This is a genomic window from Stenotrophomonas sp. FBCC-B152 (assembly GCF_059134105.1).
This window is the reverse complement of the sequence record NZ_CP101442.1, coordinates 554,410-579,533: the sequence shown is the minus strand read 5'-3', so window position 1 is coordinate 579,533 and position 25,124 is coordinate 554,410. Positions and strand designations below refer to the sequence as shown.

The window sequence follows — 25,124 nt, the reverse complement described above, 5'->3', positions numbered from 1 at the left end:
ATTCCTATTTGCGTTTGTTACAACCGCTCTCTACAATCCCCGCCGCGCCAGGACTGCTGGTGCGCTGTCGAAGGGATCCCGTCTTGCGCCACCCCCACCGCCACCGCAGCTTTGCCCCCGCCATGCGCGGGCAGCGCCCGGCGTTGGCGACGGTACTGGCGTGGCTGGCCCTGCTCTCGATGCTGCTGGGTAGCCTGCCGCTGCTGGAACAACGCCTGCCCGGCACTGCCGCGCTGGTGCTGCAGCAGCCAGCCGAAGAACGTCCCGGCGACAACCGCCTGCAGGAAGAAGCCCCGGCCAAGCCGCGCCGGATGGCCAGTGCCCGCCCGGCGGCCACGCCGCCGCGCCTGCCGCAGCCGCCGCTGACCGATTCGCTGGATGCCCTGCTGGGCACCCTGGCCGAGCTGCCGCCGCAGGTGATGCCCACCATCGATTCCGCCCCGGCCACGCCGTTGCCGGCGCCCCCCGGGTTGCGCGTCCAGCGCGGCCAGGCCCCTCCGCAGGGCTGATCCCGCCCGCGTCCGCGTCGCTGCACCTGCACGACCGTCGCTGAGCGCACCGCTGCTACCTGCCCCGCAGGCTCCTGACGATTTCAAGATTCCGCTGCGGCCGCCGGCCACGGCGTTCCCGCGTTCGCACCCTTTTCGAGGTACTTCCCATGGCCCAGCGCCATCGTCGTCGCACGTCCCTGTCCCGCTGCTCGTTGAGCGTTGCCCTGCTGGGCGCGCTCAGCGGCCCCGCCTTCGCCGCCGGCGATGTCGCGGGCGACCCCAAGACCCTGGACCAGGTGGTGGTCACCGCCTCGGGCTTCGAACAGAAGATCACCGACGCCCCGGCCAGCATCAGCGTGGTCAGCCGCGAGGAACTGGCCAAGCGCCCGTACACCAGCCTGGTGGATGCGCTGCGCGACGTGGAAGGCATCGACGTGGGCATGGAAACCACCGACAAGAACGGCCGCGCCACCATTTCCATGCGCGGCATGCCGTCCGAATACACGCTGGTGCTGATCGACGGCCGCCGCCAGAGCAACGTGGGCCAGCTGTACCCGAACAACTTCGGCGGCGGCCAGTTCGCCTACCTGCCGCCGCTGGATGCGATCGAGCGCATCGAAGTGGTGCGCGGCCCGATGTCCACGCTGTACGGCTCCGACGCCATGGGAGGCGTCATCAACATCATCACCCGGCGCAACCAGGACAGCTGGCACGGCTCGGTCACCCAGGGCTTCACCGTGCAGCAGGACGACCAGTTCGGCGATGCGCGCACCACCGATGTATACCTCACCGGCCCGCTGGTGAAGGACCGCGTGGCGCTGGCCGTGCGCGGCAGCTACTACGATGCCAAGGCGTCGAACCCGGAATGGGACGACCTGCCGCTGCCCGACGGCACCCTGTGGGCGCGCAGCATCGGCTTCGGCGGCGGCGGCAAGGCGGTGGCCAACACCAACTGGAACACCGGCGTGCGCCTGGGCTTCACGATCAATGACGACCATGACCTGTCGCTGGATTACGACGTGTCGCGGCAGAAGTACGACAACAGCGAAGGCCAGACCGGCACGCTGGACAGCCTGGCCAGCCTGTGGCGCGTGGGTAATGCCACCATCCCGAATCCGAACGGCACCGGCACCCTCACCCGCCGCGTGGTGCAGCCGCGCGTGGGCTACACCGCCTACCAGCGCTACGAGCGCGACCAGCTGGCACTGAGCCACCAAGGGCGCTATTCGTTCGGCACCTGGCAGACCACGCTGACCCAGACCAAGAGCAACAACCTGGGCCGCTCGCTGCCGCTGACCCTGGACGAACGCGCCGACCTGCAGACGCTGTGGAACGATGTCTGCCTGCGCACCGGCGCGGCCAGCAACTGTGCCGCCGGCCGCACCAATGCACTCACCGCGTTGAACCCCACCGAGCTGGCGCGCTTGGAAGCCTTCCTGCCACGCCCGCTGCGCACCATGGAGCTGGAAGGCTACGTGCTGGACACCATGCTGGACATGAGCTTCGACGCGCACAAGCTGACCGTGGGCGGCCAGTACACCGACACCGACATGGTGGACGGGGTGTTCGGCATGGATGGCGCCGGGTACCGCGACAACGTCAAGCAGAAGCACCGCATGTGGTCGGTGTTCGCCGAAGACAACTGGGCGCTGACCGATGCACTGACCGCCACGGTGGGCGTGCGCTACGACGACCACAACATCTTCGGCAGCCACGTCAGCCCGCGCGCCTACCTGGTGTGGAACGCCAGCGATGCGTGGACTTTCAAGGGCGGCGTGAGCACTGGCTACAAGACCCCGCGCCCGGACCAGCTGTTCCCCGGCGTGACCGGCTTCGGCGGCCAGGGCGTGCTGCCGCTGGTGGGGTCGCCCAACCTGCAGCCGGAAACTAGCACCAACTATGAAATCGCCAGCTACTACGAGGGCGAGCGCTGGGGCTTCAACCTCACCGGGTTCTTCAACACGTTCGACGACAAGATCGCCAGTGGTGGCACCTTCCCGAACTGCGAAGTGGCCCCGGCCGGCAGCGGCTACTGCGTGGATGTGGGCCCGGGCTGGGCGGCGCTGGGCTACAGCACCTTCAGCCAGAGCGTGAACATCGATACCGCTGAAACGCGGGGCGTGGAAGGGGCCGCGTACGTGGACCTGCTGGACAGCCTGCAGCTGCGTGGCAACTACACCTATACGAAGTCCGAGCAGACCAGCGGCGTGGACAAGGGCAAGCCGGTGGGCGGAACCACCACGCCGGCCAGGCACATGGCCAATGCGAGCCTGAACTGGCAGGTCAGCGAGGCGGTGAGCCTGTCGCTGATCGGCGAAGGGCGGTACGACCGGTACCGCGACACGCTGGTTTCCAACGTGGGTGGGGTGAGCTCGTCGCAGGTGCGGTATTACGACGACTACACGATCTTCCACCTGGGCGGCAGCTGGAACATCAACCCGTGGCTGACCGTGAACGCACGGGTGAACAACCTGTTCGACAAGGATTTCGTCTCGCAGTCGTGCGTGTTGATCAGCGACAGCGAATACAACTGCGTGGACGATTACGCGACCAAGGACCAGCGGCGGAGCTACTGGATTTCTTTGAACGCGAAGTTCTGACGCCCGCCCGCCGCCCGACCAACGGTCGGGCGCTACCGGACGGGCGCGCGACCAACAATTGCGAACCATTCTCATCAATGGTGTAATTCGGTATTCGCTCTCTCTTCCGTGACCGTGGCCGCCCCTTCCCCCTCCTCTGCCGTGCAGCAACAGCAAAGCCGTGGCTTCTGGCTGCGCACCCTGCACCAGTGGCACTGGATCAGTTCGGCGGTGTGCCTGATCGGCATGCTGCTGTTCGCCGCCACCGGAATCACGCTGAACCATGCGGCGAAGATCGAGGCCACGCCGCAGGTGGTCAACCGCCAGCTGGAGCTGCCGGCCGAGCTGCTGGGCCAGCTGGGGGACCGCACCGACGGCAACGCCCCGGTGCCCCGCCCGGCCGTGCGCTGGCTGGACCGCGAACTGGGCATTTCCATCGGCCGTCGCCCGGCCGAATGGTCGGCCGAGGAAATCTATCTCTCCATGCCCAGCCCCGGCGGCGACGCCTGGTTGAGCATCGACCGCGAAAGCGGCGCGGTGGAATACGAAGCCACCTCGCGCGGCTGGGTGTCCTACTTCAACGACCTGCACAAGGGCCGCAATGCCGGCCCGGCCTGGGGCTGGTTCCTGGATGTGTTCGCCGTGGCCTGCCTGGTGTTCTGCATCACCGGCCTGTTCCTGCTGCACCTGCATGCCCGCCAGCGCCGCATGACCTGGCCGCTGGTCGGGCTGGGCCTGATGGTGCCGCTGCTGATCGCCCTGATCCTGATCCACTGACTTCCCTCGCCTTCCCCCTTCCCGTAGCCGCACCCATGCGCGTCACCCTCACCATCGCCCTGAGCGGCCTGCTGGCCACCTCGCCGGCCTATGCCACCACCCTGGACATCAACGTCGAGGTGCCCAAGCTCAACGTGGCCGAGTACCACCGCCCGTATGTGGCGGTGTGGCTGGAAGGCGCCGACCAGAAGGTCGCCGCCAACCTGGCGGTCTGGTACCAGCAGACCGGCAACAGCGAAGGCCACGGCACCAAGTGGCTGCCCGACCTGCGCCAGTGGTGGCGCAAGAGCGGCCGCACGCTTGACCTGCCGGTGGACGGCGTGACCGGGCCGACCAAGCCGGCCGGCACCCACGCGCTGTCGTTCACCGACAAGCAGCCGGCATTGAAGGCGCTGGCACCGGGCAATTACACGCTGGTGGTGGAAGCGGTACGCGAAGTCGGCGGCCGCGAGCTGGTCAAGATTCCCTTCACCTGGCCGGCCACCGCGCCGCAGAGCGGCAAGGCCCAGGGCAGCACCGAGCTGGGCCTGGTCACGCTGTCGTCCAAGCCCTGATGTTCCACTGCCCTCCCCGTCGAGGGCACCCTTAACCTGTACCTGGAGTTGTTGATGAAGCGCTCGCTCGTCCTAGCCGCCGCCCTGGCCGCCGCACTTCCGTTCTCCGCCCTGGCCCACAAGGCCTGGCTGCAGCCCTCGCAGACCGTGATCGCCGGTGACCATCCGTGGATCACCGTCGATGCGGCGGTGTCCAACGACCTGTTCTACTTCAACCACGTGCCGCTGCGCCTGGAAAGCCTGGTCATCACCGCACCGGACGGCACCACCGTGCAGCCGCAGAACGCCTCCACCGGCAAGTTCCGCAGCGTGTTCGATCTCGAGCTGACCCAGCAGGGCACCTACCGTCTGGCCTCGGTCAACAACGGCCTGTCGGCCAGCTGGGAAGAAGACGGCAAGCCCAAGCGCTGGCGAGGCACCGTGGCGACCTTCGCCACCGAAGTGCCGAAGAAGGCCAAGAAGCTGCAGGTGAGCCAGTCGGTCAACCGCATCGAAACCTTCGTCACCAACGGCACCCCGAACGCCACCGCACTCGCACCGACCAAGTCGGGCATCGAGCTGGTCGCCTTGGGCCACCCCAACGACCTGGCCGCCGGCGAAGAAGCGAAGTTCCGCGTGCTGGTCGACGGCAAGCCGCGCGCCGGCCTGGCCTTCGAGATCACCCGTGGCGGCACGCGTTACCGCAACGCCCAGGAAGAGATCAAGGTGACCAGCGACAAGAAGGGCGAGTTCTCCGTCACCTGGCCCGAAGCCGGCATGTACTGGCTGGAAACCAGCAGCGAGGACAAGAAGACCACGCTCAAGCAGGCCAAGACGCGCCGCCTGAACTACGTCGCCACGCTGGAAGTGCTGCCGCTGTAACCATGTCCAGCCTGCACGACATCGCCAGCCTCGGTGGCCACACCATGGGCACCACCTGGCAGGTCAAACTGACCACCGCGCCCGGCCGCGACCTGCACCCGCTGCATGCGGGCATCCAGGCGCAGCTGGATGCGGTGGTGGCGCAGATGAGCACCTGGGAAGCGGCCAGCGACATCACCGCGTTCAACCGCGCAGCGGCCGGCACATCGCTGCCGCTGCCCGGCCTGTTCGCCGAGGTGATCGATTGCGCGCTCGATATCGCCCGGCGCAGCGAAGGGGCGTTCGACCCCACGGTCGGCCCGCTGGTCGCCCTGTGGGGGTTCGGTGCGCACGCACACGCGCAACGCGTTCCCGATGCGGCCCTGCTGGCCGCCACGCGGGCACGCTGCGGTTGGCAGCGGCTGCACTGGCAGGATGGCCGCCTGCTGCAGCCGGGCGGACTGGAACTGGATCTTTCGGCCATCGCCAAGGGCTTCGCGGTGGACCTGGTGAGCCGCTGGCTGCGCGGCCAGGGGATTGATGCGGCACTGGTGGAAGTAGGCGGTGAGCTGCACGGCCAAGGCCGCAAGCCCGATGGGCAGCCGTGGCGCGTGCTGGTGGAAGCCGGCCCTGAAGAAGAAGCCGCACTCGCGCATCCACCGCGCGTGCTGGCGCTCGACAACCTGGCCGTGGCCACGTCGGGCGACCGCTGGCATCAGTTCACCCAGGACGGTGCGCAGTTCAGCCACACGCTGGATCCGCGCGTGGGCGCACCGGTGGGACGCGCGGCCGCAGCAGTGACGGTGGTCGCGCACGATGCCATGCAGGCCGATGGCTGGGCCACGGCGTTGACCGTGATGGGTGTTGCGCCCGGGCTTGCGTTCGCCAATGCGCAGGGACTGGCGGCACGCTTCATCACCCGGGGCGCGCAGGGCGTCGAGGAACACCTGAGCACGGCGTTTTCCGCGCTGCTCACCGAACAGGATGCCGCTGCATGAAAGGCGGCCCGTCGCGCGCGGTAGTGGGCAATGGGCTGGTGATGGCACTGCTGGCCGTGCTGGCCGTGCTGGCGTGGTGGTTGCTGCGCCTGCACCTGCAGGAAGACTGGTGGCTGGGCGCGCCGCTTGCCTCGCACTGGCGCTGGGCGGCAGGCAGCCTCGCCGCCTACACCGCGCTGTGCACGCTGCTGTGGTGGCGCGGCCGAACCCGCGACGATGCCGGCAACGCCGCCGGCGAAGCACCGACGCTGCTGGTCTGGGCCAGCCAGACCGGGTTCGCCCAACAGCTGTGCGAGCGCAGCGCCGAGGTCCTGCGCGCGGCCGGCCTGCCGGTGCGCGTGCGCGGCCTGCACCAGGTGGATGCCGCAGTGCTGCAGCAGACCACCCGGTTACTGCTGATTGCCAGTACCACGGGGGAAGGCGATCCGCCCGACCACACCCTGCCCTTCCTGCGCCGGGTGATGCCGCAGGATCTGGCACTGCCGCAGCTGCACTACGGCGTGCTGGCCTTGGGCGACCGCAGCTACGGGCACTTCTGCGCGTTCGGCCACCAGCTCGATGCGTGGCTGCGCCAGCACGGCGCGCATCCGCTGTTCGATACGGTGGAAGTGGACAACGCCGACCCGGCCGCGCTGCGCCACTGGCAGCAGCTGCTGGGCCAGCTGGGCGGGAACGCCACCGAGCTGCCCGACTGGGCGCCGGCGCAGTACCAGCCCTGGCAGCTGCACGCGCGCCGCCAGGAAAATCCCGGCAGCCCGGGCGCGGCGACGTGGCGGGTGAGCCTGGTGCCGGCTGATGGCGTGCTGCCGGCGTGGCAGGCCGGCGATGTGGCGGAGATTGGGCCGCAGCACAGCCCGGCCGAGGTCGATGCCTGGCTGGCCACGCACGCACGCGATGGCGCGGCCGTGGTCGAGGGGAAGCCGCTGCGCGAGTGGCTGGCGCGTTCGCACCTGCCGGTGTTGCCCGATGCGGTGCCGGCCGATGAAGCGGCGCTCGTGGCCGCGCTCAAGCCGTTGCCGCATCGTGAGTATTCCATTGCCAGCATGCCGACCGAAGGCGAGGTGCTGTTGCTGCTGCGCCGGTTGCTGCGCCCGGATGGCACGCCGGGGCTGGGCAGCGGCTGGCTGTGCGATCACGCGGCGCTGGGCGGGCGCATCGACCTGCGCTTCCGCAGCAATCCGAACTTCCACGCACCGGCGTTTGACGCACCGCTGATCCTGATCGGCAACGGCACCGGCATTGCCGGGCTGCGCGCGCACCTGCGGGCACGGGCCGAGCGTGGTGCGGGGCGCAACTGGTTGGTGTTCGGCGAACGCACCGCCGCGCATGATTTCTACTTCAAGGACGACCTGCAGCGCTGGCAGGGTGAGGGCATGATCGCGCGACTGGATACCGTGTTCAGCCGCGATGGCGGCGAGCACCGTTACGTGCAGGATCGCCTGCTCGCGCAGCTCGACACATTGCGCCAGTGGGTCCGCGACGGCGCCACCATCCTGGTCTGCGGCAGCCTGCAGGGCATGGCCCCCGCAGTGGACGCGGTGATCGAACAGGCACTGGGCCGCGAAGGAAAAGAAGCCCTGATCGTCGCCGGCCGTTACCGCCGCGACGTTTATTGACCGCGCTGGTCCAGGCGGATCGCCAGCAGCTCGCCGCCACCACGCAATGCGTAGCGCCGGCGCGGTCCTGCCGCCAGCCACGCGGTATCGCCCTGCTGCAGCGGCGGCAGGTCCGGCTCGCCCTCGAACCCGGCCTGCCCCGCCAACAGATGGATCGCCCACGCCGTTCCCGGCTCGGTGAAGAAGAACATGTTGCCCACCAGCGGGCGGTGCAGCAGTTCGGCATCGAGCTGGTCACGCCGCCACATCAGGTTGAAATCATGGGTGAGCCCATCCACCAGCTCGCCATGGATCTCCGCTTCGCCGGCAAAACGCAGCCGATCGTGCGGTGGCAGCAACGTATGCAGCGCGCCATCGGCAAAGCGCAGGCGCAGGCCTTCGCCGCGCAGCAGCACCAGTTCGCGGTCGATGCCGGGGAACGACGAGAACGCCGCATCCTGCTCGATCTCGGCAATCGACAACCGAACCTGCCACGCGTCGTTGTCCGGCACGCGCAGGATTTCCCGCGTCCAGCCAAGACCATTCCGCCAGCGTTCGCGGCGGTATTCAAAGCTCGGAATGACGCGCGTGGCAGCGCTCAATGCGGTGGCGGTCGACATGCCGCCATTGTGCCTCAGCCGGGCTTGCCGCCGCAGTCCGCTTCCAGCAGCTGCGAGTGCGCCAGCCACTCCTTGTCCGGGTAGTAGGCGAATACCATCGCCCCACCGCGCAGGCTGTCGATCAGCGGCCGCGCCACGGTCAGGCGTACCGCCGGGCAACCCAGGCTGCGGCCGAGCCGGCCCTGCAGCCGGGCGATGGTCGGGTTCACGTACGGCGCACCGTGGATGACGATGGCGCGGTCGCGCGCCTTGTCGTTGAAACCCGGTTCCAGCCCCTCCAGGCGCAGCGAATAGCCGTTGCCGCCCATGTAGGTTTCCTTGGCGGTGAACGCGCCCAGGCTGGACATGAAACTGCCATCGCGGTTGGAGAAGCGTTCGGTGGCGTTGCCGCCGCTGTTGCGGCCATGGGCCACCCACTCCTCGAACAGCAGCTTCTGGTGGGCCAGGTCGAACACCCACATGCGCTGTTCGGTGGACGGACGCGAGTAATCGATCACGCTCAAGCGGCCCGGATCCACGCCCAGCTCCGGCCTGCGCAGGGCGCAGGTCATCGCGTTGGCGGCCAGCTGCAGCACCTTGCGGTCCGCATTGGGCGCGGCGCGCGCCAGCATGTCGGCCAGCTGGGCCGGCGGCAGCGTGCGGGGTGGCGGCGTGGTCGCCGCACAGGCGCTGCCAGCCGGCGCGGTCAGCGCCAGCCCGCACAGGGCAACGGTGGCAATCGAAACGGGAATGGAACGCATCAACGCGGTACCGGCAGGGCCATCCCTACAAGGTGGCCCCGCCCGCGTCGGATTCCAAGACCGGCTGCAGGTTCTGTTCATCCGCCACCGGGCGAACCGCCGGCAGGCTGGTCACCAACAGCGTGGTGCCCGGCACCAGCGCCTTGTACAGCTGCGCGGCGAAGGACGGCGGTAGCGCCATCGGCAGGCTGGGCGTGGCAAGCAGGTCCGGGCTGGCGTTGCCGGCGCTCTGCCCCAGCAGCGGGTAGGCGGTCCACTTGTGCAGTTTCTGGGTTGCATCCAGCGGGCTGGCGGTGTCCGAATAGCCATCCTGCATCACGAACAGCGTGGTGCCTTCGAACGCCGGCAGCGCCTTGGCTTCCAGCCGCGATTCGCCGATCAGCACGCCATCGCGCAGCACGTACAGGCGCTGGTCGTGCAGGCTGACCAGGATGCCCACCTGGCCCGACGGCGCGGCGCTGTCATTCCAGTACTGGTCCGGCGCGTCGGTGGTCTCCAGCAGGGTCTTGCCCACGCTGTTCACCGGGGCCAGTACCGCCGGGTAGGCCAGCGTCATCGGCGCGGATTTGGCATCGGCCACCACCACCGTGTCACCACGCTTGGTTTCGCCGAACAGCTTCTGCGCGAAGGCTTGCGGCAGGCGCACGCAGCCGTGCGACGCCGGGTGCCCTGGCAGGTTGCCGCCGTGCAGCGCGATGCCGTCCCAGGTCAGCCGCTGCATGTAGGGCATGGGCGCGCTGTTGTAGAGGTTGGATTTGTGGTCCTTGTCCTTCTGCAGGATGGTGAACACCCCGGTCGGCGTTTCATGCCCGGCCTTGCCCGAGCTGATCGTGCTCAGGCCGATGGCGATGCCGTTGCGGTACACGTAGGCGCGCTGCTCATCCAGGCTGACCACCAGCACGATCGGCCCGGCCGGCGAGATTTCCGGATGCCAGAGGAACTGGCCCGGCTTGAGATCGGTGGGGCCGGCAGGCTCGGGCGCGGACCACGCCGGGAGTGCCATGACGGCGATAAGCGAACCGGCGATGTGGGTCAACAGCGTGCGACGTGTGAGCATGTGGCCTTCCTTCGGGTGGGTCGAGGACACGCATGGCGTGTCGCTACGCATGATGGCCAGCGCCATCGTCCTGCGCACGTAGAAGGTCGTAGCGACACGCCATGCGTGTCAAATCAGAACATGCCTGGCACCGCAGGTGCCAAACAAAATTGCCCGGTCACACATCCCTGTGCGGACCGGGCAATCGTCACGTCCTTGTCGGCATCCCGCCTTCCCCCTGTGCGTCCTGCCCAGTGTGGGTGCCGGCCATGCTCCATGCACTCGGCCGTATGTTGTTCCGCCATCCCTCCCCTTCCCGGGTATGGATGCCACCGTCCTGGTGGATCCGCGCCAATCCTTCCGCGCTGCGTCCCTGCGTGCCCCGTCCCTGCGGCTGTCGAGGTGGCCGGCTCCTGCCTGGCTACCGTGATCGGCGTCATGCCGGTCGCGACCCATCCTGTTGTGTCAGCGCCTTGGTACGGGTGCCGGCACTGCCCTCCTGGGCGGTGCCACCGTGGGCGCCGTCATGGCCCCCACCGTCATCCGTCGTCGATTCCGTTCGACCGTTGCTGTCCCTATCCCCTTCACCCGTGCCAGATCCTCGACCCGGAGGAAAGGTCCGTGTTGTCGCCGGTACGCTACGATCGCCTGGGCCTTGTGGGGCCCCACGTTCGTCAATCCCTGCTGCAGCGTCGACGCATCTGCCGTATTGATGTTGATGCGGTCGGCCGCCGAGGCGGTTCCGATCAACAGCAGTGCCAGCGCAAGCGCCTTCCACGAAAACCAAGGCCCCACCGTGTAGCTCCCTGTGACGTCGGACCGACTCCTGCCGGCATCCCGTCGGAGCAGTCAGTGTCCCTCGCCACATACACACAGCCTATCGTCCACATCACCTTCACACAGCCAGCCAAATACCTGACGTGATGTAGGGAAATCCCTACCCCCTGCGCAGGCGTAGAATGGCGGGATCAGCCACATGCATTCGGAGTACCAGATGGACAGCGCCAAGCTCGGCCAATTCGTCAGTGAAAAGTGGGACAGCGAGATCGTCCCGCAATTGGTCGAATACATCCGCATTCCCAACAAATCGCCGATGTTCGACGCCAATTGGGTCGAAAACGGCTACATGGAGCAGGCCGTCACCCTGATGGAAACCTGGGCCAAGGCGCAGAAGCTGCCGGGCCTGAAGGTCGAGGTGGTGCGCCTGGAAGGCCGCACGCCGCTGCTGCTGCTGGAAATTCCCGCCACCGGCGCCGAAACCGGCGACGACACCGTGCTGCTGTACGGCCACCTGGACAAGCAGCCGGAAATGACCGGCTGGGACGACGACCTCGGCCCGTGGGTGCCGGTGCTGCGCGGCGACAAGCTGTACGGCCGCGGCGGCGCCGATGACGGCTACGCCATCTTCGGCTCGCTGGCCGCGGTGCTGGCGCTGCAGGAACAGAACCTGCCGCACGCCCGCTGCGTGGTGCTGATCGAAGCCTGTGAGGAATCGGGCAGCTACGACCTGCCGGCCTACGTGGACCACCTGGCCGACCGCATCGGCAAGCCGTCGCTGGTGGTGTGCCTGGATTCGGGCTGCGCCAACTACGACCAGCTGTGGTGCACCACCTCGCTGCGCGGCCTGACCGGCGGCAACTTCTCGGTGAAGGTGCTCAACGAAGGCGTGCATTCGGGCGATGCCTCCGGCGTGGTGCCGTCCAGCTTCCGTCTGCTGCGCCAGCTGCTGTCGCGCATCGAAGACGAAAACACCGGCCGCATCCTGCTCGACGGCATGCATGTGGAGATCCCGGAAGAGCGCCAGACCCAGGCCAAGCGCGCTGCCGAGGTGGTGGATACCGAGATCTTCGAAAAATTCCCGATGGTCGACGGCCTCACGCCGATGAATGACGACCTCACCGAACTGGTGCTCAACCGCACCTGGCGCCCGGCCCTCTCGGTGACCGGCGTGGACGGCATGCCGCCGCTGGCGTCGGCCGGCAACGTGCTGCGCCCGCATACCGCGGTGAAGCTGTCGCTGCGCCTGCCGCCGACCGCCGACGGCAAGGCCTGCGGCGAACTGCTGAAGGAAGCCCTGCTGCGCGACCCGCCGAACGGCGCGGAAGTGAAGCTGGACCTGGAAAAAGCCTCTTCGGGCTGGAACGCCCCGGCGATGGCGCCGTGGCTGACCCAGGCCATCGACGAAGCCAGCCAGACCTTCTTCGGCAAGCCGGCGATGTACATGGGCGAAGGTGGCTCGATTCCGTTCATGGGCATGCTGGGCGAGAAGTTCCCCGGCGCGCAGTTCATGATCACCGGTGTGCTCGGCCCGCATTCCAACGCACACGGCCCGAACGAGTTCCTGCACATCCCGATGGGCAAGCGCGTCACCTCGTGCGTGTCCAAGGTGATCAGCGAGCACTACGCGGCCAGCCTGCGCGGTGAGACCAGCGGTTCGCCGGTGGCCGCCGACAGCGGCACCCGCCACGGCGGCCACGGCTGCTGCTGATAGCGACGATGACGGACGCAGCCTGCCCTTGGTAGGCTGCGTCAATCTTCTGCGGGAAACAGCGCAATGAATGGTCTGTTCGGCAGCACCAGCTGGCTCTACATCATCCTGGTCGGCTTCGTGGTCGGCCTGCTCGGGCGCTTTTTCATGCCGGGCAACAACCGCATGGGCTGCCTGCTGACCATCGTGCTCGGCATCGTCGGCGCACTGGTGGCCGGCTGGTTCGGCCAGTACATGGGCTGGTATGCGCGCGGCGAACCGGCCGGCTTCATCGGCGCGCTGCTGGGCGCCATCGCGGTGCTGGCCCTGCTCCGCCTGTTCAGCAGCAAGCGCTGAACGCCCTTACCCCCCTTCTTCCCGAGCGCCGCAGGGCGCCGCTTCGACGTACCTGTCCATGAACGATCCTGCTTCCGACCCGCTGCGCGCCGAGCTTCGCCGGCAGTGGACCTGCGCCGCGCTGGGCGACCCCGACCTGCACCTGGACCGCGCGTCGGTGGACGCCGGCTTCCGCAGCTACTGGCGCGCCACCAGCGTGCACGGCAGCCACATCGTGATGGATTCGCCGCCCGGCCTGGAAGACGTGCGCCCGTGGCTGCGCATGCATGACCTGCTGGAACCCAACGGCGTGCGCGTTCCGCGCGTGCTGGCCCGCGACGAGGAACAGGGTTTCCTGCTGCTGGAAGATCTCGGCGGCCCGACCCTGGCCCGGCATATCGATGACGCCAACGCCGACGCGTGGTTCGATGCCGCCTTCGCGCAGCTGATCCGCCTGCAGCAGATCCCGGTGCCCGAGGGCATGGGTGCGTTCGGCGAGGCCCTGCTGCAGCGCGATGCCGGACTGTTCGACGAATGGTTCCTGCAGCGCCACCTGGGCCTGGAGCTGGACTGCGGCGAACTGGAAACACTGCAGCTCGCCCATCGCCGGCTGATGGACAACGCGCTTCAGCAGCCGCAGGTGCTCACCCACCGCGACTTCATGCCGCGCAACCTGATGCCGACCGAACCGGGCCCGGCCGTGCTGGATTTCCAGGACCTGGTGCGCGGCCCGATCGCCTACGACCCGGTGAGCCTGTTCAAGGATGCGTTCCTGAGCTGGCCGCTGGAGCGCGTGGATGCCTGGCTGGCGCGCTACCACGCGCAGGCGCAGGCGGCGGGACTGCCCGTGCGGCCGTGGCCGCAGTTCCTGCGTGATGCCGACTGGATGGGCGTGCAGCGCCACCTGAAGATCCTGGGCCTGTTCGTGCGCCTGCGCGACCGCGACGGCAAGGGCCACTATTTCGCCGACGCGCCGCGCTTCATCCGCTACCTGGATGAAGTGCTGCCGCGCCATCCGGAACTGGCCGGGTTGAACAGCCTGCTGCAGGAACGGATCAAGCCGGCGATGGCCGCGCTGGCGTTGCCGGTGTCCAGCCGGGCATGAAGGCGATCATCTTCAGTGCCGGCAAGGGCGAACGCATGCGCCCGCTCACGCTCACCACGCCCAAGCCGCTGCTGGTGGCCGGTGGCAAGCCGCTGATCGTGTGGCACCTGGAACGGTTGGCGGCGGCCGGATTCAACGAGGTGGTGATCAACACCTCGTGGCTGGGCGACCAGTTCGAGCCCGCGCTGGGCGATGGCGGACGCTGGGGCCTGCGCCTGCACTTCATCGACGAAGGCGCGGTGCCGCTGGAGACTGGCGGCGGCATCCTCAATGCGTTGCCGCTGCTCTGCGATGCGCCGTTCCTGGTGGTCAACGGCGATGTGTGGACCGACGTGGATTTCAGCACGTTGCCAGGGCAGCCGCAGGGCGATGCGCACCTGGTGCTGGTCGACAACCCGGTGCAGCACCCGCGCGGGGATTTCATCCTGCACGCGGATGGCACGGTCAGTGACGAAGGCGATGCACCGCGGCTGACGTATGCCGGTGTGGGCGTGTATCGCCCGTCGATCCTGGACGGATGGCACGAGGTGATCGGCGCAACGGAGGGCGCCTCAGCGAACCCGCCGCAGTTCGGTCTCGCACCACTGATGCGCCACGCGATGGCAAACGGCCGGGTAACCGGGCAACACCACCAAGGAAAGTGGACCGACGTAGGCACACCCGAACGCCTGGCAGCGTTGGACGCAACCCTGGCGTAGAGCCACGCCCTGCTTGGCTCTACAACCGGTGAGAGCCCTCTTCCACCACCTGCCGCAGAAACGGCACGGTAATGCGCCGCTGCGCGGCCAGCGACTCCCGGTCCAGCCAGTCCAGCAGGCTCACCAGGCTGCCCAGCTCCCGCCCGGTGCGGGTGAGCAGCCACTCAATAGCGGCCTCATCAATCGACAACCCCCGCCGCGCCGCGCGCTCACGCAGCACCGCTGCGCGGCCTTCGTCATCCAGTGGCTGCAGCACCACGCGCACGCACTGCTGCAGGCGCGAGCGCAGGTCGGGCAGCACCAGGCCCAGCTGGTCCGGCGCGTGCTGCGCGGTGTACATCAAGGTGATGCCGGCACTGCGCGCGCGGTTATGGAAATCGAACAAGGCCACTTCGTCGTCGCGGTTCCCGGCCACCGCGTCCAGCCCATCCAGCGCCACCAGGTCGCGGCCCTCCAGCGATTCCAGCGCCGCGCGTGTGCGCCCCACCACCGCCTTCAGCGGCAGGTAGGTCGGCTGCCGCCCGGCCTGTTCGGCCAGCGAACACATCGCCAGCGCCTGGTGGGTCTTGCCGGTGCCGGCCGCCCCTTCCAGGTACACCCAGTGCTGGTCCTCGCCCACGGCAATGGCGCGCAGCTGCGCCAGCGCACCATCCGGTGCGCCGATGAAGGTTTCCAGCCGCTCGTCCTGCGGGTAGCGCAGGGCAAGCGGCAGCTGCGGCACTACGCTCACTTCAGGTCCGGGCCCTTCGGCGCATCGACGATCAGGGTCGGCTTGTCGATGTACGAATCCAGCACGATCGCGGTCTTCTCGCCGGCATACAGCTCGCTCTCGCGGTAGCGCAGGTGCGCATAGCGCAGCAGCACATTGCTGACCGCCGCCACCGGCAGCGCCAGCAGCATGCCCAGGAAGCCGAACAGCTGGCCACCGGCCATCACCGCGAAGATCACCGCCACCGGGTGCAGGCCGATCTTGTCGCCCACGATGCGCGGGGTGAGCACGTAGCTTTCCAGCAGCTGGCCCACGGTGAACACCACGCCGACCAGGATCAGCAGCTTCAGGTCGAAGCCCTGCGCCTGCACCAGCGCGGCCAGCACCGCCATGACGATGCCGGTGGTGGCGCCCAGGTACGGGATGAAGCTGATCAGGCCGGCGATCAGGCCGATCAGCAGGCCCAGCTTCAGGCCCACCAGCGACAGGCCGATGGCGTAGATCAGCCCGAGTGCGACCATCACCAGGAACTGGCCGCGGATGAACGCGCCCAGTACTTCGTTGGATTCACGCGCCAGCTTGGTGATGGTGCCCACGTGGTTGCGCGGGATGGTCGAGGCGACGCGCTCGACCAGCTTGTCCCAGTCGCGCAGGAAGTAGAACGCCAGGATCGGCAGCAGCAGGATGTTGACCACCCAGGTCACCATCGCAAAGCCGGAGCGCGACACGTAGCCGAAGAAGGTCTTGGCGAAGCCACCGGCCTGTTCCCAATGGCTGCGCACCCAGTCGATCAGGCGGTCCGGCTCCAGCCACGGCATGATTTCCATGCCGGTCTTCTGCTCGAACCACGGAATGGCCTTCTCCATCAGCCACTGCTGGGCCTGCGGAATGGCCGCGATCAGGGTGGAAATCTGGCGTTCGATCATCGGCACCAGGATTAGCAGCGCGGCGGTGATCACCAGCACCATCGCCACGAACACCAGCACCACGCCGGTGTTGCGCGAGCGGCCGTTGGCCTCGATCCGGTCCACCAGCGGGTCGCCCAGCCAGGCCAGCGCCAGGGCGAGCACGAACGGGGTCAGGATCGGGGCCAGCAGCCACACCACCCAGCCCACCGCCAGCGCGAACAGGATGTACTTGATGCGGCGCAGGAACTGCGCGATTTCGGCTTCCGGGGTGAGGATCATCGCAGGCGGTACTCGTTGCTGGCAGGCGGCGGCGGGGTGCCGGGCGCGGCATCCTCGTCGATCGGCACCGGCAGCGGGGCCAGCGGCACGATCACCCCGTTGTCGCCCAGCATGCGGTTCAGCCCGGCCAGGCCGGCCGTCATCTCCAGCGACAGCTCCAGGCGGTTGCCCGAGGCGCGCAGCGGGGTGATGTTGCGCACCACCGGGTTCTCGCGCAGGCCGGCGGCCAGGCGCATGTAGTCCTCGGCGCTGTCGATCCCGATCACGGCGATGGTGTAGGTGCCGGCCGCGCCGGTGGCCGCACCGGCCTTGGCGTAGCGCTTGACCAGCGCGTCAGCCGCGCCGTCGGCGCCGCTGGACATCGCACGGCGGGCATCGCTGTCCTTGACCGTCCACTTGTTCAGCTCCTTGCCGCCATCCACGAACACCCAGTCGGCCACCCAGCCGCCGGTGGCATCACGGTAGAGCTTGCCGACCAGCTGCATCGGCGGGGCATAGCGCGAGGACGCGCGGGCCACGGCGGCGGTGTCCTGGCGCCAGATCGAGCCGACCACGGCCTGCTCGGCGGCACTGCCGGTGGGCAGGCCGAGCTTGAAGCCGCGCTCAATGGCCCGGTTCAGCAACGGGCGGGCTGCATTGGCCTGCTGCACGGTGACCAGCCGCGGGCCGGTCCCGTCATCAATGGCCAGCCAGACCACCGGCTTGGGCCGCGGCTGCGGCCACAGCGGCAGGCCCAGCGCCGAAATCAGGCCGTCCACGTCGTCCTGGCGGAACCGGGCCACCAGCATGGTGCGGTAGCTGGGGGCGCCGCTGGCCGAGGTGCTCTGGTCCTGGCGGTAGTCATAGCTGGCCACGTAGTTCTTCGCATCACGCAGGGCCTGCATCACGCCCGGGCGGGACAGCACGCTGCGGTCGCCCGACAGCTTGGTCAGCACGTTGCCCAGCGCGCGGGCCAGGGCCCCGTTGCGGTCGGACTCGCCCTGGCTGTTGACCGGCACTTCGGCCTCGTAGGCCCCGCTGGCCGTGGCCACGTCGCCTTCGGTACGCAGGCCGCTCTGGGCCATCGTGGCCACCGGCAGGCACAGCGCGAGGAACATCATTACAAAGAGGCTGCGGCGCATCAGGACTTCCATTGAGCGTATCCGGGGGGAATTGTTGCCCGAATAGGGCCTGCGCGCCAACGTGGCCTGTTAAAATCCCCCTTTCACCCCAGCGCAGCGCCGACGCCCGTGACCAATTCCCCGTCCAACCCCTCCCCCCTGACCTACCGCGACGCCGGCGTCGACATCGACGCGGGCAATGAACTGGTCGAGCGCATCAAACCGCTGGTGAAGCGCAGCTTCCGGCCCGAGGTGATGGGTGGCCTGGGCGGGTTCGGGGCCCTGTTCGACCTGTCCAGCAAGTACCGCGAGCCGGTGCTGGTGTCGGGTACGGATGGCGTTGGCACGAAGCTGAAGCTGGCACAACAGCTGGGCCGCCACGACACGATCGGCATCGACCTGGTCGCCATGTGCGTGAACGACGTGCTGGTGCAGGGCGCCGAGCCGCTGTTCTTCCTGGACTATTTCGCCACCGGCAAGCTGGACATCGACACCGCCGCGGCGGTCGTGGGCGGCATCGCCAACGGCTGCACCGAGGCCGGCTGTGCGCTGATCGGCGGCGAAACCGCTGAAATGCCCGACATGTATGCCCCGGGCGAGTACGACCTGGCTGGCTTCACCGTGGCCGGCGTGGAGAAGAGCGAACTGAAGGACGGCGCCAGCGTCGCTGAAGGCGACGTGCTGATCGGCATCGCCTCCTCCGGCCCGCATTCCAACGGCTATTCGCTGGTCCGCCGCATCTACGACCGCGCCGGCCGCCCGGCCGACCTGGAGCTGGAAGGCGGGGTCAAGCTGGTCGATGCGCTGATGGCGCCGACCCGCCTGTACGTGAAGCCGATCCTGGCCCTGCTCAAGAGCCACGGCGCGGCCATCCACGGCATGGCGCACATCACCGGTGGTGGCCTGACCGAGAACATCATCCGCGTGGTGCCCGAGGGCCTGGGCCTGGACATCGACGCGTCGTCCTGGACCCTGCCGCCGGTGTTCCAGTGGCTGCAGCGCGAAGGCGCGGTGGCCGACAGCGAAATGTGGCGCACCTTCAACTGCGGCATCGGCTTCGTGCTGATCGTCGCCGCGGACCAGGTGGCCAGCGTGGCCGCCGCCGTCGAGGCCCAGGGCCTGGCGCAGTGGACCATCGGCAAGGTCACCCAGGCCGACGGCACCGAACGCGTGCGGATCGGCTGACATTCCACTGAAGGAGTTGCGCATGGATGCACCGATTCCCCTTCCACCTTCTCGCCCTGGCCTCAGCCAGGGCGACGTACGCATGCTGCGCTGGTTGCCACGACTGTACTTCGCGGCCGCAGCACTGCTGCTGTTGTGGACCGTTCCGTCGTGGTGGATCGTCAACCGGATGATGATGGACATGCCCATCGAGGTGCGCCCGGAAGCGCCGTGGTCCATGCTCATCCTTTGGTTCATGACGGCCGTGCCTGCGATTTTTGCCGCCGTGCTGGCCACCGTGGGCTTTTGTCTTGTCCGGCGTAGCAGCTTCAAGCTGTGCATGGTGGCCTCCTGCGTGGCGATCTTCTGTGGCCCGGCATTCGTGCTGGCCATTCCGACGGTCATCCTGCTGACCCGTACACCGGTCAAGGCTACTTTCGAGCGGAACGTCTGATGACAGCGCCTGAGCCGACAGCCCTTGACCTATCCCTTGAAGACGCCTCGCAACTACGGCTGCTGTCGATCTTCCATTACGTCGTGGCCGGTCTGACCGCGCTGTTCTCGCTATTCCCCCTGATTTACGTGGGGATGGGGATCGGCACGCTGAACGGGGCGGTCCCGGTGAACGTGGGCGGCCAGCCCGCATCCCCCGATGAAGCCCGTCTGCTTGGTTGGCTGGCCATCGTGATCGGGTCGATCATGATCGTGTGCGGGCTCACATTGGCCGCGTTCATGGCGTACGCCGGGCGCTGCCTGGCCCGCCAGCGTCGGCATAGGTTGTGCCTGATGGTGGCCGCGCTGTCGTGCATGTTGATGCCGCTGGGCACGGTGCTGGGCGTGTTCACCCTGATCGTGCTGCTGCGACCGGCGGTCAAGGCCGCATTCGACGCCCCCACCCCCACCCCCTACTCCTGAGGTTCACCGATGTCTTCCACGCCCCCGCCGCTGGACTTTCCGCGCGGCTGGACACCGCATCAGGTCGCCTCGCACCTGCATACGCTGAAGATCCTGTTCTACATCCTGGGCGTGCTGGAACTGCTGTTGGTGCCGATCCTGGTGCTGGGTGCCGCCGGTGGCTACATCAGCGAAAGCAACAGCGCCAATCCCAACGCCCAACCGGCCCTGCTGGCGGCGATCATGGTCGGGGCCGGCGCGATCTTCGCCGGGCTGGGCACCTTGAACATCCTTGGCGCGCGGCGCATGGCCGAGCGCCGTTCGCACAAGCTGTGCAAGATCGCCGCCGGTGCGGCCTGCCTGGCCGGCGCGCTCGGCATCGCGCTGGGCGTGTACGCCCTGATCGTGCTGTTGCGCCCGGAAGTGGTGGCCAGCTTCAGCGCTTCAGACGGTACGGTCGCGGCATGAGCGACGGCAGTGCCCTGCCCGTGTCCGGCGTGGCCCGTGCGCAGCGCATGGCGCCGGCCAAGAAGGTCGCGTTCGCCTGCGTGCTCGCGGTATTCGTGCTGACCTGGATCCAGCCCCTGTGGCCGCTCGAACAAGGGCTGCACAGCAGCCTCACCGTGATCGGGCTGGTTGCCTTGTGGTGGGTGGACCGGCGCTGGACGTTGGGCAGCGGCGCGTTCGCGGCCATCTGCGGCTTCATCGCCATCCACTGCATCGCTGCGCGCTGGCTGTATTCCAACGTTCCGTATGACGCATGGCTGCAGGCGGCGGTGCACTGGTCGCCGAACGCGGCCTTTGGCTGGGAGCGCAACCACTTCGACCGCCTGATCCACCTGCTGTACGGCGTCTGCTTCACCCCGGCGCTGACCCAGCTGGCGCGGCATGCCTGGCCGGCACTGCGCATCGGCCAGGCCTTCGCGCTGGCGGTGATGGCGGTGATGTGTTCCAGCCTGGTCTACGAATGGTTTGAATGGGGCATCGCCCTGTTGTTGTCGCCCGAAGCGGCCGAGTCGTACAACGGCCAGCAGGGCGATATGTGGGATGCCCATGCGGACATGCTGCTGGCGACGGTAGGCGCGCTGCTCACCTGGCCCCTGCTCAAGCGGAACGTACTGAAATGACTTCACCCAGCCGCATCGCGGTGCTGGCCTCCGGCCGTGGCAGCAACCTGCAGGCGATCGTCGATGCGATCGCCGCCGGCACGCTCGACGCCGAGGTGGTGGCGGTGCTGTCGGACAAGCCCGACGCCTCGGCCCTGCAGAAGGTCGCGCCCGGGCAGCGCTGGGCGCGCTCGCCCAAGGACTTCGCCGACCGCGCCGCGTTCGATGCCGCGCTTGGCGATGCGCTTGCAGCCTTCGCCCCGGACTGGGTGGTCTGCGCCGGTTACATGCGCATCCTGGGCGAAGCCTTCGTGCAGCGTTTCGCCGGCCGGCTGGTGAACATCCATCCGTCGCTGCTGCCGCTTTACAAGGGGCTGCACACCCACGCCCGCGCGCTGGAGGCCGGCGACGCCGAAGCCGGGGCCAGCGTGCACTTCGTGGTGCCCGAACTGGATGCGGGCACGGTGCTGGCCCAGGCGCGGGTGCCGGTCCTGCCCGGCGACAGCCCCGAACAGCTGGCCCAGCGCGTGCTGGCAGTGGAGCACCCGCTGCTGATCGCCAGCCTGCAGTGGCTGGTGGCCGGCCGCGTAACTGAACGCAACGGTCAGCTGGAGGTTGACGGCCACCCCCTGTTCAGTCCCCTGCGCCTAGATTGCGCCGGACAGCTGACCCCCTGACTGCGGCGCACACGCGCCGCTGACCCGGGCGCTGGCATCCTTCCCCTTCCCCCGCTTCCGCGCGCGCATGAAAACCACTCTGTCCAAACCGCTGGTGCTGCTCGCCTCCCTGCTGTGCACGGTTGCGATCGCGCAGGCGCAGGAACCCACCCCGCCGGAACTGCCGGTGCTGCCGCCGCCCAGTTCCTGGGAAGCGCCGCCGCTGGAGCCGTTCACCGCCACCTACCAGGCCCTGTACAAGGGCAAGGAAGCCGGCGATGCGACCATGCGCGTCACCCATACCGGGGGCGACCAGTGGCGGGTGGACATGCAGGTGGTGGGCCGGCGCGGCTTCGCCAGCGTGCTGGGCCTGAACATTGAACAGAGCACCGTGTTCGAGAAACACGGCGCCACTTACGTGCCGCTGAGCCAGGCGACCGTGCGCAAGGGCCTGTTCCTGGGCAAGAAGGTCACCGGTACCTACGACTGGAAGGCCGGTACCGCACAGTGGGTGGGCGACCTGAAAAAGGAGCGCACCCAGCCGGTTCCGCTGCAGCCGGGCGACCAGAGCGCGCTGCTGCTGAATCTGGCGATCATGCGCGATGCGCGCCCGGGCGGGCAGATGCATTACCGTTATGCGGATATGGGCCGGGTGCGCCAGCATGACTACCAGGCCGCACCGGATACCGAAAACGTCCAGGTGGGCGAGCTTTCCTACAACGCGCTGCGGGTGTATCGCACCAACGGCGGCAACGATGAAACCATCCTCTGGATCGCCAACGGGGTTCCCACCCCGGTGCGCATCCTGCAACGCGAAGACGGTCAGGATCGGATCGACCTGCGCCTGATCGAATACCAAGGAGTTTGAGCATGAGCATTCCGACCCGCCCGCTGACCTGGATCGCCGCCGGCGCCCTGGCCGTCATCAGCCTGCCGGCGATGGCGATGGAGCCGTTCACCGCGCAGTACCAGGCCAACTACATGGGTGTGCAGGCCCCGGGCACCATGACCCTGGCCAAGGCCGACGGCAACACCTGGAAGTACAGCCTGGACGTGCGCAGCCCGATGGCCACGCTCAGCCAGAACACCGTGTTCGAAGAAGCCAACGGTCGCCTGCGCCCGCTCAGCAGCAAGGACAGCTCGGTGCTGCTGGTTAAGAAGCGCAACGTGCAGGCCAACTACGACTGGACCAAGAACCAGGCGACCTGGACCGGCGACATCAAGCCCGAGCGTGCCGGCCCGGTGGCGCTCAAGGCCGGCGACATGGATGCCCTGCTGATCAACCTGGCCATCGCCCGTGACCTGGCCGCCGGCAAGCCGCTGACCTACCGCATGGTCGACGAAGGCCGGGTCAAGCCGATGACCTACAAGGTGGTCGGCAAGGAACAGGTCAACGTGGGCGGCAAGGCCTACGACGCCACCAAGGTCGCGCGCGTGGACGGCAACAAGGAACTGATTGCCTGGGTGGTCAAGGACTTCCCGGTGCCGGCGCGGCTGCTGCAGCGCGAAGGCGGCAAGGACGCGCTGGACCTGACCATCAAGTCGTTCAAATAATCGCTAAAGAACAAGGCCCGCATCAGCGGGCCTTGTTTCATTTCGCGGGCGTTTCTGCCTGGAACACTGTCTTGCAGTCCACGCGGATCTGCTCGCCGGTCTTTCGCCAGTAGAACGAGCGGCAATGGCGGTTGCCTTCCACCGTCGTGGTCACGCCCACGGCGTAGAACGCCTGCAGCACCTCGGTGCGGCTGACCGTGCCATCGCCGTTCCAGTCCATGTCCTGCTGTTCCAGCCCCTGGGTGATGGCGATGTCGGCATACCAGGCGTAGCCCAGCCAGCCCAGCACCACCAGCACCAGGATCAGCAGCGCCTTGCGGCGGCGGGTGAACTGGCCGCGCAGGATCATGCGACGCGCCGGATCGTTGCGCCCAGCGACGACAGCTTTTCTTCGATGTTTTCGTAGCCGCGGTCCAGGTGGTAGATGCGGTCGATGGTGGTATCACCTTCGGCCATCAGCCCGGCCAGGATCAGCGAGGCCGACGCGCGCAGGTCGGTGGCCATCACCGGCGCGCCGCTCAGCTGTTCCGAACCGCGCACGATCGCGGTGTGGCCTTCGACCTGGATGTCCGCGCCCAGGCGCAGCAGTTCGTTGACGTGCATGAAACGGTTTTCGAAGATCGTTTCATTGATCACGCCCACGCCGTCGGCCACGCAGTTGAGCGCCATGAACTGCGCCTGCATGTCGGTGGGGAACGCCGGGTACACCGCGGTGGTCAGGTTGACCGCGCACGGGCGCTTGCCCTGCATGTCCAGGGTGATGCTGTCGTCGGTGGTGTCGATCTTCGCACCGGCTTCGACCAGCTTGGCCAGCACCGCATCCATCGTGTTCGGGCGGGCACGGTTGACCGTGACCTTGCCGCCGGTCATCGCCGCGGCCACCAGAAAGGTGCCGGTTTCGATGCGGTCGGGCAGCACTTCATGGCGGCCGCCGGACAGGCGTTCGACGCCTTCGATCACCAGCCGGGCGGTGCCCAGGCCTTCGATCTTCGCGCCCAGCGCGATCAGGCAGTGCGCCAGGTCGGTGACTTCCGGTTCCATCGCCGCGTTGTCCAGCACCGTGGTGCCTTCGGCCAGCACGGCGGCCATCAGCACGTTCTCGGTGCCGGTCACGCTCACCATGTCGAAGGTGAAGTGCGCGCCCTTCAGGCGCTTGGCGTGGGCCTTGATGAAGCCGTTCTCGACCACGATCTCCGCACCCAGCGCCTGCAGGCCCTTGATGTGCTGGTCGACCGGGCGCGAACCGATCGCGCAGCCGCCGGGCAGCGACACTTCGGCCGCGCCGAAGCGGGCCAGCAGCGGGCCCAGCACCAGGATCGAGGCGCGCATGGTGCGCACCAGCTCATATGGGGCCACATGCTGGTTGACCGGGCGCGGGTCGACCACGATCGCGCTGCCGCGCGACAGCGTGCCCTGGTCGATGGTGACCTTGGCACCCAGCTCGCTGAGCAGCTTCACCGTGGTCACCACGTCGTGCAGGTGCGGCACGTTGGTGATTTCCACCGGTGCATCGGCCAGCAGGGTCGCGCACAGGATGGGGAGGACGGCGTTCTTGGCGCCGGAAATGTTCACTTCACCGTGCAGCGGCTTGCCGCCGGTCACTACGATCTTGGCCATGGATTCTGCGGATTAGAGGAGAAAAAGGTAGCGCCGACCGTTGGTCGGCTGCGCGGGACCCGGGGAACTCAGCCAGCCTCAGCCGGCGTGATGGTCTTCAGCGCCAAGGCATGAATCGCCCCGCCCATCAGATCGCCCAGGGTGGCATAGACCATCCGGTGGCGCGCCAGCGGCATTTTGCCGGCAAAGGCGTCGGAAACCACGGTGGCCTCGAAATGCACGCCGTCATCGCCCTGCACGTCCGCGCGGGCGCCCGGCAGGCCGTCTTCGATCAATTTGCGGATGGTCTCGGCGTCCAACG

29 protein-coding genes are annotated in these 25,124 nt (G+C 67.9%); 19 read left to right on the top strand and 10 right to left on the bottom strand.

The annotated features are described in order from the left end of the window. Positions 1–83: 83 nt before the first annotated feature. The 7 genes from NMB40_RS02860 to NMB40_RS02830 all read left to right on the top strand — a co-directional run bounded on the left by NMB40_RS02860 (position 84) and on the right by NMB40_RS02830 (position 7,855). Complete coding sequence (locus NMB40_RS02860; RefSeq protein WP_494360071.1) at positions 84–509, top strand: hypothetical protein; 426 nt, start codon at positions 84–86, stop codon at positions 507–509. Positions 510–658: 149 nt separating this feature from the next. After that, positions 659–3,091 carry a TonB-dependent receptor domain-containing protein gene (locus NMB40_RS02855; protein WP_494360070.1) on the top strand — a complete coding sequence of 811 codons (2,433 nt, stop codon included), beginning with the start codon at positions 659–661 and terminating at the stop codon, positions 3,089–3,091. A gap of 114 nt (positions 3,092–3,205) precedes the next feature. Next, positions 3,206–3,847 carry a PepSY-associated TM helix domain-containing protein gene (locus tag NMB40_RS02850; RefSeq protein ID WP_448143968.1) on the top strand — a complete coding sequence of 214 codons (642 nt, stop codon included), beginning with the start codon at positions 3,206–3,208 and terminating at the stop codon, positions 3,845–3,847. A gap of 35 nt (positions 3,848–3,882) precedes the next feature. Beyond that, the gene (locus NMB40_RS02845; RefSeq protein WP_494360069.1) at positions 3,883–4,401 is read left to right on the top strand and encodes a DUF2271 domain-containing protein; all 519 of its coding nucleotides are present in this window, start codon (positions 3,883–3,885) and stop codon (positions 4,399–4,401) included. Between the two features lie 54 nt (positions 4,402–4,455). Then, a complete protein-coding gene (locus tag NMB40_RS02840; RefSeq protein WP_494360068.1) occupies positions 4,456–5,262 on the top strand; it encodes a DUF4198 domain-containing protein in 807 nt (268 codons plus the stop codon). 2 nt (positions 5,263–5,264) lie between these two features. Continuing rightward, positions 5,265–6,239, top strand: a complete 975-nt coding sequence (locus NMB40_RS02835) for an FAD:protein FMN transferase (protein WP_494360067.1) — start codon at positions 5,265–5,267, stop codon at positions 6,237–6,239. Next, the gene (locus NMB40_RS02830; RefSeq protein WP_494360066.1) at positions 6,236–7,855 is read left to right on the top strand and encodes a sulfite reductase subunit alpha; all 1,620 of its coding nucleotides are present in this window, start codon (positions 6,236–6,238) and stop codon (positions 7,853–7,855) included. Before NMB40_RS02835 ends, NMB40_RS02830 begins: the two co-directional genes overlap by 4 nt. Here NMB40_RS02830 and NMB40_RS02825 read toward each other — a convergent pair. The 4 genes from NMB40_RS02825 to NMB40_RS02810 all read right to left on the bottom strand — a co-directional run bounded on the left by NMB40_RS02825 (position 7,849) and on the right by NMB40_RS02810 (position 10,899). After that, positions 7,849–8,454, bottom strand: a complete 606-nt coding sequence (locus NMB40_RS02825) for a HutD/Ves family protein (RefSeq protein WP_448142173.1) — start codon at positions 8,452–8,454, stop codon at positions 7,849–7,851. The two genes, NMB40_RS02830 and NMB40_RS02825, sit on opposite strands and share 7 nt — an antisense overlap. Positions 8,455–8,468: 14 nt before the next feature. Next, a complete protein-coding gene (locus NMB40_RS02820; RefSeq protein ID WP_494360065.1) occupies positions 8,469–9,194 on the bottom strand; it encodes a murein L,D-transpeptidase catalytic domain family protein in 726 nt (241 codons plus the stop codon). A gap of 25 nt (positions 9,195–9,219) precedes the next feature. Then, complete coding sequence (locus NMB40_RS02815) at positions 9,220–10,251, bottom strand: L,D-transpeptidase (RefSeq protein WP_494360064.1); 1,032 nt, start codon at positions 10,249–10,251, stop codon at positions 9,220–9,222. 444 nt (positions 10,252–10,695) lie between these two features. Then, positions 10,696–10,899 (bottom strand): ComEA family DNA-binding protein, encoded by a 204-nt coding sequence (locus tag NMB40_RS02810; protein ID WP_494361028.1) that lies wholly within the window; start codon positions 10,897–10,899, stop codon positions 10,696–10,698. 325 nt (positions 10,900–11,224) lie between these two features. Here NMB40_RS02810 and NMB40_RS02805 point away from each other — a divergent pair, with 325 nt between their 5' ends. From NMB40_RS02805 to murU, 4 genes are all read left to right on the top strand, one after another. Then, on the top strand, positions 11,225–12,718 hold the full coding sequence (locus NMB40_RS02805; protein ID WP_494360063.1) for a M20 family metallopeptidase: 1,494 nt from the start codon (positions 11,225–11,227) through the stop codon (positions 12,716–12,718). A gap of 66 nt (positions 12,719–12,784) precedes the next feature. Next, positions 12,785–13,054: a GlsB/YeaQ/YmgE family stress response membrane protein gene (locus NMB40_RS02800; RefSeq protein ID WP_282246242.1), complete on the top strand. Its 270-nt coding sequence runs from the start codon at positions 12,785–12,787 to the stop codon at positions 13,052–13,054. 58 nt (positions 13,055–13,112) lie between these two features. Continuing rightward, the gene (locus NMB40_RS02795) at positions 13,113–14,138 is read left to right on the top strand and encodes an aminoglycoside phosphotransferase family protein (protein ID WP_494360062.1); all 1,026 of its coding nucleotides are present in this window, start codon (positions 13,113–13,115) and stop codon (positions 14,136–14,138) included. Further along, entirely contained in the window at positions 14,135–14,836 is a 702-nt protein-coding gene (gene murU / locus NMB40_RS02790; protein WP_494360061.1) for an N-acetylmuramate alpha-1-phosphate uridylyltransferase MurU, read from the top strand. The genes NMB40_RS02795 and murU overlap by 4 nt, the downstream gene beginning before the upstream one ends. Before the next feature lie 19 nt (positions 14,837–14,855). On the opposite strand, the gene hda is transcribed toward murU, so the two are convergent. From hda to NMB40_RS02775, 3 genes are read right to left on the bottom strand one after another with little or no spacing between them, the layout of a single operon-like run. After that, positions 14,856–15,566, bottom strand: coding sequence for a DnaA regulatory inactivator Hda (gene hda, locus NMB40_RS02785; RefSeq protein ID WP_282246235.1), 711 nt, complete (start codon positions 15,564–15,566; stop codon positions 14,856–14,858). After that, entirely contained in the window at positions 15,563–16,732 is a 1,170-nt protein-coding gene (locus NMB40_RS02780; protein WP_494360060.1) for an AI-2E family transporter, read from the bottom strand. The genes hda and NMB40_RS02780 overlap by 4 nt, the downstream gene beginning before the upstream one ends. Then, positions 16,729–17,853 (bottom strand): DUF2066 domain-containing protein, encoded by a 1,125-nt coding sequence (locus tag NMB40_RS02775; RefSeq protein WP_282246231.1) that lies wholly within the window; start codon positions 17,851–17,853, stop codon positions 16,729–16,731. Before NMB40_RS02775 ends, NMB40_RS02780 begins: the two co-directional genes overlap by 4 nt. Before the next feature lie 138 nt (positions 17,854–17,991). On the opposite strand from NMB40_RS02775, the gene purM reads away from it, so the two are divergent. The 8 genes from purM (at position 17,992) to NMB40_RS02735 (ending at position 23,206) form a co-directional block, all read left to right on the top strand. Continuing rightward, entirely contained in the window at positions 17,992–19,017 is a 1,026-nt protein-coding gene (purM, locus tag NMB40_RS02770; RefSeq protein WP_494361027.1) for a phosphoribosylformylglycinamidine cyclo-ligase, read from the top strand. Positions 19,018–19,039: 22 nt separating this feature from the next. Continuing rightward, positions 19,040–19,450: a hypothetical protein gene (locus tag NMB40_RS02765; protein WP_494360059.1), complete on the top strand. Its 411-nt coding sequence runs from the start codon at positions 19,040–19,042 to the stop codon at positions 19,448–19,450. Beyond that, positions 19,450–19,911 carry a hypothetical protein gene (locus NMB40_RS02760; protein WP_494360058.1) on the top strand — a complete coding sequence of 154 codons (462 nt, stop codon included), beginning with the start codon at positions 19,450–19,452 and terminating at the stop codon, positions 19,909–19,911. Before NMB40_RS02765 ends, NMB40_RS02760 begins: the two co-directional genes overlap by 1 nt. 9 nt (positions 19,912–19,920) lie before the next feature. Next, positions 19,921–20,358, top strand: coding sequence for a hypothetical protein (locus NMB40_RS02755; RefSeq protein WP_282246227.1), 438 nt, complete (start codon positions 19,921–19,923; stop codon positions 20,356–20,358). A gap of 47 nt (positions 20,359–20,405) precedes the next feature. Next, the gene (locus NMB40_RS02750; RefSeq protein WP_282246265.1) at positions 20,406–21,017 is read left to right on the top strand and encodes a DUF2238 domain-containing protein; all 612 of its coding nucleotides are present in this window, start codon (positions 20,406–20,408) and stop codon (positions 21,015–21,017) included. After that, positions 21,014–21,673, top strand: a complete 660-nt coding sequence (gene purN, locus NMB40_RS02745; protein ID WP_494360057.1) for a phosphoribosylglycinamide formyltransferase — start codon at positions 21,014–21,016, stop codon at positions 21,671–21,673. The genes NMB40_RS02750 and purN overlap by 4 nt, the downstream gene beginning before the upstream one ends. Before the next feature lie 67 nt (positions 21,674–21,740). Continuing rightward, positions 21,741–22,520, top strand: a complete 780-nt coding sequence (locus tag NMB40_RS02740) for a DUF3108 domain-containing protein (protein WP_494360056.1) — start codon at positions 21,741–21,743, stop codon at positions 22,518–22,520. A 2-nt stretch (positions 22,521–22,522) separates the two neighbouring features. Further along, positions 22,523–23,206, top strand: coding sequence for a DUF3108 domain-containing protein (locus NMB40_RS02735; RefSeq protein ID WP_282246222.1), 684 nt, complete (start codon positions 22,523–22,525; stop codon positions 23,204–23,206). Between the two features lie 37 nt (positions 23,207–23,243). On the opposite strand, the gene NMB40_RS02730 is transcribed toward NMB40_RS02735, so the two are convergent. The 3 genes from NMB40_RS02730 to NMB40_RS02720 form a co-directional block, all read right to left on the bottom strand. Further along, positions 23,244–23,555: a hypothetical protein gene (locus tag NMB40_RS02730; protein WP_068849825.1), complete on the bottom strand. Its 312-nt coding sequence runs from the start codon at positions 23,553–23,555 to the stop codon at positions 23,244–23,246. Next, a complete protein-coding gene (murA, locus tag NMB40_RS02725; protein ID WP_494360055.1) occupies positions 23,552–24,823 on the bottom strand; it encodes a UDP-N-acetylglucosamine 1-carboxyvinyltransferase in 1,272 nt (423 codons plus the stop codon). The genes NMB40_RS02730 and murA overlap by 4 nt, the downstream gene beginning before the upstream one ends. A 68-nt stretch (positions 24,824–24,891) precedes the next feature. Next, complete coding sequence (locus NMB40_RS02720) at positions 24,892–25,122, bottom strand: BolA family protein (RefSeq protein ID WP_481441684.1); 231 nt, start codon at positions 25,120–25,122, stop codon at positions 24,892–24,894. Positions 25,123–25,124: the final 2 nt, after the last annotated feature.

Coding starts and splice junctions, on each gene's coding strand:
- NMB40_RS02855 (WP_494360070.1), top strand. CDS start 659: ATGGCCCAGCGCCATCGTCGTCGCACGTCCCTGTCCCGCTGCTCGTTG.
- NMB40_RS02845 (WP_494360069.1), top strand. CDS start 3,883: ATGCGCGTCACCCTCACCATCGCCCTGAGCGGCCTGCTGGCCACCTCG.
- NMB40_RS02840 (WP_494360068.1), top strand. CDS start 4,456: ATGAAGCGCTCGCTCGTCCTAGCCGCCGCCCTGGCCGCCGCACTTCCG.
- NMB40_RS02835 (WP_494360067.1), top strand. CDS start 5,265: ATGTCCAGCCTGCACGACATCGCCAGCCTCGGTGGCCACACCATGGGC.
- NMB40_RS02830 (WP_494360066.1), top strand. CDS start 6,236: ATGAAAGGCGGCCCGTCGCGCGCGGTAGTGGGCAATGGGCTGGTGATG.
- NMB40_RS02825 (WP_448142173.1), bottom strand. CDS start 8,454: ATGTCGACCGCCACCGCATTGAGCGCTGCCACGCGCGTCATTCCGAGC.
- NMB40_RS02820 (WP_494360065.1), bottom strand. CDS start 9,194: ATGCGTTCCATTCCCGTTTCGATTGCCACCGTTGCCCTGTGCGGGCTG.
- NMB40_RS02815 (WP_494360064.1), bottom strand. CDS start 10,251: ATGCTCACACGTCGCACGCTGTTGACCCACATCGCCGGTTCGCTTATC.
- NMB40_RS02805 (WP_494360063.1), top strand. CDS start 11,225: ATGGACAGCGCCAAGCTCGGCCAATTCGTCAGTGAAAAGTGGGACAGC.
- NMB40_RS02800 (WP_282246242.1), top strand. CDS start 12,785: ATGAATGGTCTGTTCGGCAGCACCAGCTGGCTCTACATCATCCTGGTC.
- NMB40_RS02795 (WP_494360062.1), top strand. CDS start 13,113: ATGAACGATCCTGCTTCCGACCCGCTGCGCGCCGAGCTTCGCCGGCAG.
- murU (WP_494360061.1), top strand. CDS start 14,135: ATGAAGGCGATCATCTTCAGTGCCGGCAAGGGCGAACGCATGCGCCCG.
- NMB40_RS02780 (WP_494360060.1), bottom strand. CDS start 16,732: ATGATCCTCACCCCGGAAGCCGAAATCGCGCAGTTCCTGCGCCGCATC.
- NMB40_RS02775 (WP_282246231.1), bottom strand. CDS start 17,853: ATGCGCCGCAGCCTCTTTGTAATGATGTTCCTCGCGCTGTGCCTGCCG.
- NMB40_RS02765 (WP_494360059.1), top strand. CDS start 19,040: ATGGATGCACCGATTCCCCTTCCACCTTCTCGCCCTGGCCTCAGCCAG.
- NMB40_RS02760 (WP_494360058.1), top strand. CDS start 19,450: ATGACAGCGCCTGAGCCGACAGCCCTTGACCTATCCCTTGAAGACGCC.
- NMB40_RS02755 (WP_282246227.1), top strand. CDS start 19,921: ATGTCTTCCACGCCCCCGCCGCTGGACTTTCCGCGCGGCTGGACACCG.
- NMB40_RS02750 (WP_282246265.1), top strand. CDS start 20,406: ATGGCGCCGGCCAAGAAGGTCGCGTTCGCCTGCGTGCTCGCGGTATTC.
- purN (WP_494360057.1), top strand. CDS start 21,014: ATGACTTCACCCAGCCGCATCGCGGTGCTGGCCTCCGGCCGTGGCAGC.
- NMB40_RS02740 (WP_494360056.1), top strand. CDS start 21,741: ATGAAAACCACTCTGTCCAAACCGCTGGTGCTGCTCGCCTCCCTGCTG.
- NMB40_RS02735 (WP_282246222.1), top strand. CDS start 22,523: ATGAGCATTCCGACCCGCCCGCTGACCTGGATCGCCGCCGGCGCCCTG.
- NMB40_RS02730 (WP_068849825.1), bottom strand. CDS start 23,555: ATGATCCTGCGCGGCCAGTTCACCCGCCGCCGCAAGGCGCTGCTGATC.
- murA (WP_494360055.1), bottom strand. CDS start 24,823: ATGGCCAAGATCGTAGTGACCGGCGGCAAGCCGCTGCACGGTGAAGTG.